Annotated in this window: 11 protein-coding genes; 7 read left to right on the forward strand and 4 right to left on the reverse strand. The window is 44.6% G+C overall.

Going from position 1 to position 12,496, the window contains the following annotated elements:
* Positions 1-595: 595 nt before the first annotated feature.
* Positions 596-2,008 (reverse strand): hypothetical protein, encoded by a 1,413-nt coding sequence (locus NV381_RS37755; RefSeq protein ID WP_258218408.1) that lies wholly within the window; start codon positions 2,006-2,008, stop codon positions 596-598.
* Positions 2,009-2,294: 286 nt separating this feature from the next.
* On the opposite strand from NV381_RS37755, the gene NV381_RS37760 reads away from it, so the two are divergent.
* The 3 genes from NV381_RS37760 (at position 2,295) to NV381_RS37770 (ending at position 5,565) form a co-directional block, all read left to right on the forward strand.
* Complete coding sequence (locus NV381_RS37760) at positions 2,295-3,695, forward strand: MFS transporter (RefSeq protein WP_258218409.1); 1,401 nt, start codon at positions 2,295-2,297, stop codon at positions 3,693-3,695.
* A gap of 325 nt (positions 3,696-4,020) precedes the next feature.
* Positions 4,021-4,965: a WD40/YVTN/BNR-like repeat-containing protein gene (locus NV381_RS37765; RefSeq protein ID WP_258218410.1), complete on the forward strand. Its 945-nt coding sequence runs from the start codon at positions 4,021-4,023 to the stop codon at positions 4,963-4,965.
* A 186-nt stretch (positions 4,966-5,151) separates the two neighbouring features.
* Positions 5,152-5,565 carry a VOC family protein gene (locus NV381_RS37770; RefSeq protein ID WP_258218411.1) on the forward strand — a complete coding sequence of 138 codons (414 nt, stop codon included), beginning with the start codon at positions 5,152-5,154 and terminating at the stop codon, positions 5,563-5,565.
* Positions 5,566-5,720: 155 nt separating this feature from the next.
* Here the strand turns inward: NV381_RS37770 and NV381_RS37775 are convergent, their stop codons facing one another.
* From NV381_RS37775 to NV381_RS37785, 3 genes are all read right to left on the reverse strand, one after another.
* Entirely contained in the window at positions 5,721-7,244 is a 1,524-nt protein-coding gene (locus NV381_RS37775) for a DHA2 family efflux MFS transporter permease subunit (protein WP_258218412.1), read from the reverse strand.
* Position 7,245: 1 nt separating this feature from the next.
* Positions 7,246-7,782, reverse strand: a complete 537-nt coding sequence (locus tag NV381_RS37780; protein ID WP_258218413.1) for a PadR family transcriptional regulator — start codon at positions 7,780-7,782, stop codon at positions 7,246-7,248.
* Positions 7,783-8,492: 710 nt separating this feature from the next.
* Positions 8,493-9,362, reverse strand: a complete 870-nt coding sequence (locus tag NV381_RS37785; RefSeq protein WP_258218414.1) for an AraC family transcriptional regulator — start codon at positions 9,360-9,362, stop codon at positions 8,493-8,495.
* Positions 9,363-9,532: 170 nt separating this feature from the next.
* Between NV381_RS37785 and fucU the strand changes: the two genes are divergently transcribed.
* The 4 genes from fucU to NV381_RS37805 all read left to right on the forward strand — a co-directional run.
* A complete protein-coding gene (gene fucU, locus NV381_RS37790; protein WP_258218415.1) occupies positions 9,533-9,970 on the forward strand; it encodes an L-fucose mutarotase in 438 nt (145 codons plus the stop codon).
* Between the two features lie 23 nt (positions 9,971-9,993).
* Positions 9,994-10,941 carry an aldo/keto reductase gene (locus NV381_RS37795; RefSeq protein ID WP_258218416.1) on the forward strand — a complete coding sequence of 316 codons (948 nt, stop codon included), beginning with the start codon at positions 9,994-9,996 and terminating at the stop codon, positions 10,939-10,941.
* Complete coding sequence (locus tag NV381_RS37800; protein WP_258218417.1) at positions 10,938-11,951, forward strand: zinc-binding alcohol dehydrogenase family protein; 1,014 nt, start codon at positions 10,938-10,940, stop codon at positions 11,949-11,951. The genes NV381_RS37795 and NV381_RS37800 overlap by 4 nt, the downstream gene beginning before the upstream one ends.
* Positions 11,952-12,381: 430 nt before the next feature.
* Positions 12,382-12,496 (forward strand): transposase (locus tag NV381_RS37805; protein ID WP_258212789.1); only part of this gene is annotated, 115 nt, incomplete at its 3' end.

Consider the following 12,496-nt stretch of genomic DNA (forward strand, 5'->3'; position numbering starts at 1 on the left):
CAGCTCCCGCGCCTTCGCTTGGGCTGCACCCTCACCCTTTATAACGTCTGAATATTCAAACAACTAACTTTTCTTATCCATCGTCCCGATGGATAAACCTACCTTACACAAACTTCTTGACGCTACCCTGATATGATCCCATATCACTTGTATTAGCTGGAGTTTTTCCAGCTATATTGATTTCAAACGATATCCAGGCTGGACTAACGTGAGAATTTCCATCTATCGCCTTTCTTTCATGTGGTTAAATGCCGGACAACCCCCGGACTTTCGTACAATTACCGGTTTTGTTCCGAGCGGGGAAAGACCTGCTGAGAAAATTTTTACTGCTGTCACGGAGTTACTCGTAAACGAAGGCTATGCCAAGTTGGAACTTTGTTTTGCGAACGGTAGCAAGATTGAGTCCGCAGCAGCCAACCAACGTGAAGCTGGAACAAGCTGTGAAGCTATACCAGCAGATCATTTCATAAGGTTCTATTTTGGAAAGTTAAGTGGCTGCCCGGCTAGGGGCAGCCCCATTTTAGTTTACTAAACATTAAATTAATCATGACAGTAGATGACATACTTAGCTGTTACAATGAGCTCATGAGTCAGGTCAGATAAGAAACATAGCCACTACAGTAGTTACGGCCAAGCCGATTACTACCGGCTTCAGGTTGCGGCGCGCGAGCTCGAAGGGATCAACACCGCAAATCGCTGCAGCGGGAATGAGTGCCCACGGGATCAATGTTCCTCCGCCTACCCAGATAGCGGCAATTTGACCGAGTGCGGTCAAGGTAGCGATTCCGGAGCCAATGGCGGTGGAGAATAGCTTGGCGATGGATCCGGCCAAAGAAATGCCTGAGAATCCAGAGCCATCGAGACCGGTGATCGCACCGACTGCAGTAAGCGTAACAGCTCCGACCCCTTTGTTGACCGGTACGGTTTGGGCTAAGGCGAAGCCAAGGTCATTGACCAAGCCATGGGAATTTGCCGGCAGCACCTTGCCAAAAATTTCGATGAAGGCAGAGTCGCCGAGATAGAAGAAGGCGGCAATTGGAATGACAGGTCCAAATATTTTAAAGCCAAATTGGAAGCCTTCCACCAGATACCCGGTAGCTTTCTCCAAGCCCTTCTGTTTGTTGGCGATTAACGTGATAAGCAGCATAATCAATAAGGCTGTGCCGCCAACAAGTGCTGTTGCATCACCGCCTTGCAGATTAAGCATGAACATCGCTACTACATCTGCTAAGAACAGGATGGGGATGAGCAAGGCGAACCATCTGCGGCTCGCTTGTGACAAGCTTCCTTCGCCCTGCGCAGCAGAGGAATCCGCAGCAGCGGCAGCCGTCTCCATATCGGCATAGCTGCCAGCCTGCAGCTTGCCGCTGTTCATGTCTCGCCGCAGCAGCCAGAAGCTCGTTACAGTGGTAACTACGCCCATTACAATGACCAGAGGTATGCTCGCTTGCAGCACATCGCCTACCGGTATTCCTGCCGCATCCGCCGTTAGCTTCGGAGCGCCTTGAATGATGAAATCACCGGACAGCGCGATGCCATGCCCGAACAAATTCATCGCCGCTGCAACGCCAAGCGCAGGCAAGCCTACCCGCAGGGCAACCGGGAGCAGCACAGCTCCTATGAGCGCAACTGCGGGTGATGGCCAGAAGAACCAAGAGGTGATCATCATCACAATTCCGATTATCCAATAGGCAAGTGCAGGTGTACGAATCAACTTGGCGAAGGGTGCGATCATCGTCTCATTAATACCGGTCTGGGTCAGCACCTTGCCCATAGACACGATTATGGAAATAATCAATATGGTCCCGAGCAATTCCTTAATGGCATAAATAAAGCTGGAAAAGACACCGCTGACGGAATGACTTAAGGATCCAGTAGCCAGCAGACCCAAAATAAAGATGCCTGCAATACACAAAATAGTCGTGTCCTTGCGAAATACCATGAATCCGATGATTACTACGATTAATAACAGATAAACCCAGTGTAATGAAATTAAAGAAATAGCCATCCTGGTCGCCTCCTCTAAGTTTTTGTGAAACAAAAACTGGCTTCGTAAGCATGAACTGGGTTTTTGAAAAACAACAGCTGGCTTCGTAAGCTAAGGCTAGGTTATTGTGTTAGAGTAATTGACATCAGTTGCGTATACTGGCACAAGCCCGAGTATTTGGTACTAAACCTTATGCAGGAGTGGAAGGTTTTATTCTAAATAAAGCTTTCCATACCGATTGATAGGAATAATTTTTACAATAATATAGTTACTATATAAAAATAGATATTAGAATAGGAGTGAATTTATGCTGGACGCTTCAAATGCTTCACCGAGTGCTAACAGTTCATCGCTTGATTTACGCAAAACGGCACCATGGATTATATTTATCATTTTTTTCGCTGTTCTGAACGAGACGGTGTTTAATGTGTCCACGCCGAATATTGCTGCACAGTACGGGCTGACTCCGTCGGGCGTCAGCTGGGTATTGACCACCTTTATTATTTTTTTCGGAATAGGCTCCGTCATTTACGGTAAGCTATCCGACATTTACAGTCTGAAGAGGCTGATTGTCATTGGGATTGTCGTTTACAATGTCGGATCGATTCTGGGTATTCTGTGCCAGTCCTGGTACCCGATGGTTATTGTGGCAAGAGCGATACAAGGAGCTGGCGCATCAGCCATTCCCGCGTTAATCATGGTTGTAGTTGCCAGATATTTTTCTGCAGAGGACCGGGGCAAAGTATTCGGTATTCTGAATTCCGCTGTAGCATTTGCCGTTGGGGTAGGTCCGGTTATCGGAGGCTTTATTTCATCCGCTTATCACTGGTCTTTCTTGTTTTTGATACCCTTGATTACACTCATATCCATCCCGTTTTTCCGGAAGGTGCTTCCTGATGAAGAGGTTCGCAGCGGAAAGGTAGACATACCGGGAGCTTGCTTGATCGGCTTCGGACTTGCATCTTTAATTTTATTTTTCACCATACCTCACTGGTATTACCTGACGGCCAGCCTGGTGCTGCTCGCTTGGTTCATCATTCACATCCGAAGAGTCGACCAGCCTTTTATCGAACCTGATTTGCTTAAAAACAAGCTGTTCCGCAGCGGTTTGATTGTTGGATTTATTCTATTTTGTACCGTGATGGGAATTATGTTTATCATGCCGTTAATGCTAAGCGGATTAAAGGGGCTGAGTGCAAGTGCTATTGGCTGGATTCTGTTTCCAGGGGCTATCAGCGCTGTAGTTTTTGGACCGATTGGTGGAGGCTTGGCGGATAAACGGGGCAATAACTTTGTAGTTGCTGTCGGAATTCTGCTACTGACGGTCAGTCTGCTGTTGATTTCTTCTTTGCTCGGTTTTAACGCCTGGTTGATGTCGGCAGCACTGGTTCTTATGTATATCGGATTTTCGTTCATTCAAACCGCATTGGCCAACAGTGTATCCTTAACATTGGAAATGAATCAGACGGGCGTAGGGATGGGGTTATTCAATCTGGTCGGCTTCATTTCGGGAGCTGTAGGAACCGCCTTGGTCGGCAGAGTATTGGATGAAAAGCTGTTGAATTTCCCTGTTAATCCTTTAGTTAGGCAAACCGAAGCCCATCTGTATAGTAATTTGCTGCTTGTATTCGTTATTGCCATAATTGTTGGAGCCGTAATTTTCTATAAAAGCTATGGGATGATCAAATTCAAAATGAAAACCTCCTGATGTGTTGAGGCTGAAATGAAATTCTCTTCCAAAAATAAACAAAAATCAATGAATCGCTGTCTAGTGGAGGTAGGGACCCATTTTCCAAAATATGCAAAGACATGCAAGGGTATTGGGAAGAATCCGTCAAGCAACTTTTACTTCCTGAAAATCGTCTTATATGTACTACCGTACCGGTATTGAAAATTACTGTGACGACACGGTTGTACGACAGCAGCGCCTTACCTGCCATAAGAAAAATGGTGAAGCGATTTTATCCGTGATGCAACATAAAGATGCGGGCTAATTGGTTTTATCGAAAAGCTTTTCAGGAGGGAAACATACCATGAGGCAGCGATTTGTGAATATCTTGAATAGGAAGAAAAAACGGAAAGGGGTCGTTCCTTTTTGCTCCATCTTGCTTTTGATTGGGGCGGTCGGCCTGCTCTCCGCTTGTATGAGTGTGAATGGACAGAGTTCGGCGATTAAACCGGGCACCGTATATTCCTACGGGTTCGACGGCAAACAAATCGTTTCCTATGATGCCGGTAATTCGTATTCGGTTGACCAGGGAGGCGGTATATCGATTTCGTACCAAAACGGTGCCGTAACTGCGAAAGCTCCTTTGAAGTTAGATACAACGGGGAAAGTTATGGGAATGAGCAAAGATGAAACAGGGCTTTATATATCGGAGGATAAAACGGCCATCGTGTACGGTTTTGCGAATGGAGCATCAAAGCCGCTGCATGTATTAATCTCTGATGAAAAAGGAAAAACATGGAACGAGTATGAAATCAAAGGCGCAAAAGGATTTGAGACAAAATTCATCGGTTTCACAACGAAAAGGGATGGCTGGATTGTTAGCGGCGCTTCCCAAGGGGTCGGAAGTTCATTGAATTACGTGTACCAAACCTCGGACGGCGGAATGACGTGGGAGGAAATTGGGAACGCAAATGATGTTTATTCGGAACAGTTGACGGCTGCTGGTTTTTATAACAAAGATATTGGTTTTTTAGGCTTCCGATACTATATGGACTACGGGCCAGTCATTTATTGGACCAAAGATCGTGGAAAGTCATGGGAAAGGCTCTCCGTCACGCTGCCGGAAAAGTTTAACGATTACAGGAAGAACCCTCTCACGCCTATATTCAATGGGAGTGATGGCCTGTTTCCTATTGCCGTAAGAGATCAGGAACTCCAAGACATTGGAACCATTTATCTAACAAGCAAAGATGGCGGGCTAACATGGGGGTATGATGAATCTCTTGACAAGCTGGAAATTCACAAATAAGCGAAAAAAAGCGGCCATTCACGACAGAGGCCACTAATTCAACAAAAAATGCTGATCCTAGGACTATATCAGCAGCAATTGCCCATCAGCTTGGCAGGTTATATTTACCTGACGTATAATTTGGTATATATAGTTAAATGATACTATATGAAAATGTATCCAAATTTAATTCTAGGAGTGAAGAAAATGGCTATTGATGTTTATATGAATTTTAATGGCAACTGTCGTGAAGCGGTAGAATATTATGCGCAGGTTTTTGGCGTAACCAATCCGCAGATTATGTCCTTTGAAGAAGCACCGCCTCACCCGGACTTCACCCTACCAGAAGAAGCCAAAAATTTAATTATGCATGCACGGCTTGACATCCTTGGTAGTACTGTAATGTTCTCTGATGTTTTTCCGGGGATGCCGTTTGTTGCAGGTAACAATATAACCCTATCAATTGTTATTAATGACGTGGAGGAAATTAAATCTTTATTTAATAAACTGAAAGATGGCGGTACTGTAGGTATGGAGCTTCAGGAAACATTCTGGAGTAAATGCTATGGTAGTCTAAAAGATAAATTCGGAATCGGATGGCAATTTAATTTAGCGGAATAAATGAAACAGTTACTGATTAAGAACCTATAAAAAAGATATAGACTTTTCCTCTAAATAAAAAGGTAACCATACGCTAACACTTTCAAAGTGTCAGTATATGGGTACCAGTTTAGAAGAAGAAAAGATTCTATATCTTTTTTTGCTTTCACCAAATTTTACACATGCGATGCACTGGATGGTTGTCTTTTTGTGGAATCCAGTCTGCTGGCTCCTACAAACATGGCTGTAATCAAACCAATACTGCCAACACAAATGCTGAGTATAAAGCCGTGATTAATGGCGGTACCTAACGCCTCCTGAAGAAACCTCCGGATTTGCGGGTCGATTGTACCTCCAGCACGCATCAATAGTTCGGGATTAGCTAATAAGCTGATTTTATCGTCAGGAATACCGACTTTAGCCGCACCCTCCGTTATTAATCTATATAAATTGTTATTTACGATTGTCGCCATAATTGAAGCGCCTAATATGCCGCCAATATTTCTCCAGAAGCCAACGATGGATGAGCTTACGCCCATGTATTTGGGATCAACATTTGCAGCAATAGCGCTCTGCGCAACACTCATCAAAGGCCCTACTGCACCCAAGCCCAGCAAAATCATAAGAGCGATCATATAACCGCTGGAAACATCAGCGCTAACGACAGATAGCAGCGATGCAACAACGATGGTCAAGAGCATACTGATAAGCATTAGAGTACGGAAGGTGAATTTCGACTGCAAGAAGCCGAATAGTATAGCTCCTGCAATTAACGAAGCCATCATGGGTGTCAATACGCCATTAGAATTGCTATTACCTAATACCCCAACCGTAAAACTGGGCAGATAAGTAATCGCCGAGAACATGAGTACGCCTTGGCAGAAGCAAATGATGCTTGTTCCCAATACCATCTTATTCTTGAATAGGGTTAGCGGGAGCACAGGCTCTGCTGCATTCCGCTCAACTAGAATAAACAAAGTCCCGATTACAGCTGATATGGCGAACAAGCTGATTTCCTGCCATGAGCTCCAAGCATAATCCTTGCCTCCCCATTCAAGCGCAAGCATTAATGAAACGGTTGTAATGATCAGAAATAATGTTCCTATATAATCTATTTTCGGTTTGCGCTCAGAACGAGTTTCCTTTAAAGCAAACATCAAAACAATCATAGAGGCTAGGCCGATCGGTACGTTAATATAGAAGTTCCATCTCCATCCCAAATGCTCAGCAATAAAACTGCCCAGCTGCGGTCCGGCAACGGAAGAGAGGCCAAAGATCGCTCCGAATACGCCTGACATTTTTGCTGCATCCTTCGGATCTTTAAATATTGTGTAAATAATAGTGAAGCTAATCGGAAATAAAGCACCGGAGCCAATGCCTTGAATGACACGAAACCAAATGAGCTGGTCGACATTCTGAGCAATTCCGCATAACGCAGAACCGATAAGAAACATGGCGATTCCAATCATGTAGAACATCTTCCTGCCGAATAAATCGGACATTTTTCCAAATACTAGCATCGTGCTTGTTGCCGCCAGCATATAGGCCGTAAATATCCAGCTTATTTTATCAAAAACATTAAAATCCTCGCTTAATTTGTTAATGCATGATGCAACAATTGTATTATCCAAGGATGACATTAATAATCCAAGTGCCATGGCAAGAATAATGAGCTTATTATTTGAGCCTGATCCGGTCACACTAACCCCTCGCTTCTTGTTCTAATTGTTCCATTTGTTCTAATCCTTCACGGATTATTTCCAATTTGGCGCTATATTCCTTGATCCCAATTTGAATGCATATGTTCTGGGTCGGATGGATTTGATCCTTATAAAGTGTATACTTCTTGTTTAACTGCTCTAACTGCTTCTCTGTATGCTGCTGCACCTGCTTCAACCATACAATGACCTTGTCATACCCCACAAAGCGGCCAAAATAAAGCCTCATCAAAAAATCCGATTTCAAGCTATCAGCTTCCAAAGGACTATCCAGATAAGAGCTGAACTGTTTTCTTCCGTTTTCTGTTATGGTATACACAATTTTATTAGGTTTACCGTCTTGAGGTACATTTTCCTTGGTTAACAACTCTTCTTTCTCCATCCGATGCAGCATGGGATAAATCGTTCCGTAGCTGGAGCTGTAGAAGTAAGAGAATAGTTCTTCAAACAATTGTTTGATTTCGTAACCGGATAACGAACGCTCCATAAGCATTCCGAGAATAACATCTTGACTGTTCATGAAAGAGCCTCCTGATAGTTTTCCAAATGAGAAACTAAACTTACATTATTTTCTATAATGCTTCGTTAGTTACTATATCAGTTCGATATATATCATGTCAATATATAAAATTGTTTTTTCAAATAGTATGGACACTCACACAATGTTGGACTTGGCCTATCTCGTATTGAATAGGGTTTGTTAAAAGAGGTTAGAACGGAGGAAAAGAATGAGGGAGAGGATGGATGATGCTGACGTTGCTGCCTGGATTTCTTTGGATGCCGGCGATTGTAGGAGGGACGTTATGGCGCTTCGGCGTCGAAGTAATCGAGGTTCATGAGCCAGAAAATGAAACTAAACTTAGCCCCTATAGCCCATAGCTGTAGGGGTATTTTTCTATGGTTTTGAGGTTTGGGATATGCAGGGTCATCACTAAATGGCGGTTTAGGGAACTGGGATGCGCTATTTCGATCTGCACACGTGTTCATTTATGTGAAACGGAACAAGGATCCCTTATTTCTTTGAAATGTGGGATTTCAGCCGATCGGGGGCGCAATAACGCATCGTAGTTCCGCTACTTCATGAAATAGCGGGTGTGCAAGACATTTAGCGGAACGACGTTCCGCAGGAAATCGGGCGAGCAGGAGAGCAGGAGAGCAGGAGAGCAGGAGAGCAGGAGAACAGTGGGCAGATCCAGATCCCTGGACAACAGCTGGGCGCCCCTGTTTTTACTAAAATTTCTTGGCCGTTCTGCGGTACGCGGCTGGTGTTATGCCGAGCACCCTTTTAAACATGCGGTGAAAATGAGGTAATGTTTCGAAGCCGCACATTTCTGCGATAAGGCTGATATTGTGATCGGTTATGCTCAGCAGTTCCTTGGCTCTTATGATTCTTTTCGTCATGATGTATTCCGTCAGGTTCATTCCGATCGTCTGTTTAAAAACACGGCTGAAGTGCGCAGGTGTAACGGATGCTTTGCGGGAAACCGTAGATAATCCGATATCATTAAATAGATGGGCATCGATATAAAGCAGAATTTCCTTCATCCAATTTGGTCCGATTGATGAATCAACAGCATTTTGGCCGCCATTCGGCCCGGTTTGCCGATTCAGGAGAAGCAGGATGGTTTGAAGCTGGAGCACAATGGCTTGCCTGTATCCGAGACTTGAGGCTTGTATTTCATGGTGAATTTGCTCAATACTTAATTCAAGGTCCTGCTGCTGTTGCGGCATAAGCTCGAATTTATAGTTTTTCTGTTTCCTCTGCTGTTCGAAACAATGAAGATAAGAGAAGGAGTCACCGAAAGAGGCATGTTGTACCAGTATGGGGCTAAAAAAGATAGCTGTAGAGGTAACAGGGTCGTCTTTATCTGGCAATGCCCGATGGATCGTGTTTCCGGGAATGGCAAAGAGATCTCCCTGCCGCATGTCATAGATCGTTTGATCAATAAATAAGGTTCCTGCCCCGCTGTATACGTAGACAAGCTCGTACCAATCGTGAATATGGTCGGGAAGCTCAGTTTGTGTACTCTTGGTGCCTCTGTAAACGAACGAAAATGGAAATGTGCTGTTGGAGTCGAATTGTTTTCGAATCGGATTCATAATTAATCTCCTAAGGTAAGAAAAAACCTTGCATCTATAAGTAGATCATGGTTAAAATGATAGCAAAAAAGAGTATAAATTTGCAAGGATAGGTTATTTTTTAATTATTATTTGTTGGTAAAATAGAGCTAAGGTATGAATGAATTCTTTCATGAGAGGAAGGAATGTAAATGCTGATCGGAATTCCCAAATTGATTTCACCTGAACTGTTAAAAATAATGATGGAGATGGGGCATGGAGATGAGCTTGTTCTAGCAGACGCCAACTTTCCGGCAGCAAGTATCGCGCAGAGGCTGGTTCGCTGTGATGGGCATCCGATTCCGGAATTGCTGGAGGCCATTCTTCAATTATTTCCATTGGACACCTACGTGGAGCATACAGCGGCGCTGATGGACAAGGTTCCCGGGGATACAGTTGAAACTCCTATTTGGAAGCGGTACCAAGATATTCTGAAAAGCCACACTTCTCTGGAAGAGCCCTTTGAATATGCGGAGAGATTTGCATTTTACGAGCGAGCCAAGAAGGCTTATGTCGTAGTTGCTACAGGCGAGGGAGCGCAATACGCAAACATTATTTTGAAAAAAGGTGTCATTAAGCAGCAGGGCTGAGCCTGTGAGGGAGAGTGAGCAGCTTGCAATACAGAAAACTGGGCAAGACCGGATTGGATGTATCCATCCTGAGCTATGGGGCATCTTCGCTAGGAAGTGTTTTTCGGGATGCTAATGAAGAAGAGGGAATCCGAACGGTGCATTCCGCAGTAGATCAAGGTATTAACCTTATCGATGTTTCACCATACTACGGCCTGACTAAGGCAGAAACGGTACTTGGTAAGGCAATCAAGCAGCTTCCGCGTGACCAATTTCTATTATCTACAAAAGCAGGCAGATACGGTGCGGATACGTTCGATTTCTCGGGCAAACGGATCATCAGCAGTATCGAAGAAAGCCTGCAGCGTCTGAACACGGATTACGTGGATATGCTGTTTCTGCATGATATTGAGTTTGTCAGCTCGAAACAAATTGTAGAAGAGGCTATTCCGGCACTTCATCAATTGAAAGAGCAAGGAAAGATCCGGTATTTCGGCATTTCCGGCTTGCCGGTGCAGCTATTTGAAACGATGCTTCCTCTAATCGAGGTTGATGCGATTTTATCCTATTGCCATTATTCGCTAAACGATACATCGCTTCTAAGCTTATTGCCGCTCATTGAGCAACAACAAATTGGCCTTGTCAACGCATCACCGCTATCGATGGGGCTGTTGGGAACAAGAGTCGCACCTGAATGGCATCCAGGAAGTCAAGAGTTGAAGGATATTTGCCGAAAAGCAGCTGAGCATTGTGTAAGCCAAGGAGCGGATATCGCTAAGCTGGCTGTGCAGTTTTCGACAAGCAACGAACAGATTCCAACCACACTGGTCAGTACAGCGAATCCGGATAACATCAGCAAAAACATTGCCTGGACAGAAGAACCAATCGATGAAGAACTGCTGAAGGAAGTGCTTGCTATTTTGGCACCGATTCACAACCAGACATGGGTTAGCGGCAGACCGGAGTATAACGAAAAGGAGGCAATATCATGAGGGGTATTGTATGTGAGGAAATTGAAAAATTTAAGCTTGTCGAGATGAGGGAGCCGTCTTTGGCAGTTGGTGAAGCGATAGTTCGCATTCGAAGAATCGGCATTTGCGGTACGGATCTGCATGCTTATAAAGGCAATCAGCCCTTTTTTTCTTACCCACGTGTGCTCGGACATGAGCTCGCTGGTGTAATCGAAGAAGTTGGACCCAATGAAGCTGGACTGCAGGTTGGTGATCAAGTAGGGATTATCCCTTATATGCAATGCGGGACATGTATTGCTTGCCGCAATGGTAAAACCAATTGTTGCACCGATTTGAAGGTGCTCGGCGTACATAGTGATGGAGGAATGAGAGAGCTATTGTCCGTACCTGTTACTCACTTAATTCAGACGAACGGACTTACACTTGATCAAACCGCCGTATTGGAACCCCTTAGTATTGGTGCGCATGCTGTAAGAAGATCGGAGCTAAAAAGCGGTGAGACTGTGCTTGTAGTTGGAGCAGGACCCATTGGACTGGGAGTTATGGCATTCGCAAAGCACCGCGGCGCGCAAGTCATTGCTATGGATATCAATGATGAACGGTTAGCCTTTTGCCAGAGATGGGCGGGAGTCGATCATACGGTCAATGCGCTGAATCAGCCTAAGGAGCAGTTGGCAGCAATTACCGGGGGCGATTTCCCGACGGTAGTATTTGATGCGACAGGAAATCTGCGTTCCATGACGGACTCCTTCGGGCTTGTCGCTCATGGAGGAAAGCTGGTGTATGTGGGATTGGTAAAAGCGGATATTAGCTTTAATGATCCTGAGTTCCACAGGCATGAATTGACGCTGCTGGCTAGCCGGAATGCAACCAAGGAGGATTTTGACAACGTTATGGAGGCAGTGAAAAGCGGAAGCATCGACGTAGGGAGCTACATCACCCATCGAGTACCGTTTGAACAAATGATTGAGCATTTTGACAGCTGGCTCAAGCCGGAGACCAAAGTGATTAAGGCTATGGTGGAGTTGTAGTCATTTGGTGTATCACAGCAGACAGCCATATAGGTTCTGCACATTAAATTTTACGTACAAACGGGGCTGTCCCAAAAGACATTTTGAGGCAACCCTTCATTGCAAAAGAGCCCTCAATTCCACTTTAATAGTTGAAGGCTCTTTTGCACATTCTTGTGTATTCAGTGACGCATAAGATGAGGTAGCTTTCCAACGCTTGCTAATCGCGGGTATCGGGTTCATGGCTCGTGGTTCATGGTTCGGTTACGGCATTGTATGGCAGTATTGCGCACTCCGTGCAATTATCAGGAAAATGTCAAGTTAGTTACTCCGAAAATAGCGTTCCAAGTCTTATAGCTTGAATTTTAGATCTAGAATAAAAAGTGGACACCTCATAAGAGAATGCAGATAATTAAATTACAAAGAGGAAGAGGTGTCCGGTGTGGGTGAGATGAGACAGAGGTTCAGTGATGAGTTTAAAGAAAAGACAGTAAAGTACATTCAAGAACAGACAAAGAGCGTTCCGCAGATTGCAGAAGAGTTAAACATCCCAGCAGGAACGTTAC

The sequence above is a fragment of the Paenibacillus radicis (ex Xue et al. 2023) genome (genome assembly GCF_024722015.1).
In the GTDB taxonomy this organism is placed as follows: domain Bacteria; phylum Bacillota; class Bacilli; order Paenibacillales; family NBRC-103111; genus Paenibacillus_S.

Coding starts and splice junctions, on each gene's coding strand:
- NV381_RS37755 (WP_258218408.1), bottom strand. CDS start 2,008: ATGGCTATTTCTTTAATTTCATTACACTGGGTTTATCTGTTATTAATC.
- NV381_RS37760 (WP_258218409.1), top strand. CDS start 2,295: ATGCTGGACGCTTCAAATGCTTCACCGAGTGCTAACAGTTCATCGCTT.
- NV381_RS37765 (WP_258218410.1), top strand. CDS start 4,021: ATGAGGCAGCGATTTGTGAATATCTTGAATAGGAAGAAAAAACGGAAA.
- NV381_RS37770 (WP_258218411.1), top strand. CDS start 5,152: ATGGCTATTGATGTTTATATGAATTTTAATGGCAACTGTCGTGAAGCG.
- NV381_RS37780 (WP_258218413.1), bottom strand. CDS start 7,782: ATGAACAGTCAAGATGTTATTCTCGGAATGCTTATGGAGCGTTCGTTA.
- NV381_RS37785 (WP_258218414.1), bottom strand. CDS start 9,362: ATGAATCCGATTCGAAAACAATTCGACTCCAACAGCACATTTCCATTT.
- fucU (WP_258218415.1), top strand. CDS start 9,533: ATGCTGATCGGAATTCCCAAATTGATTTCACCTGAACTGTTAAAAATA.
- NV381_RS37800 (WP_258218417.1), top strand. CDS start 10,938: ATGAGGGGTATTGTATGTGAGGAAATTGAAAAATTTAAGCTTGTCGAG.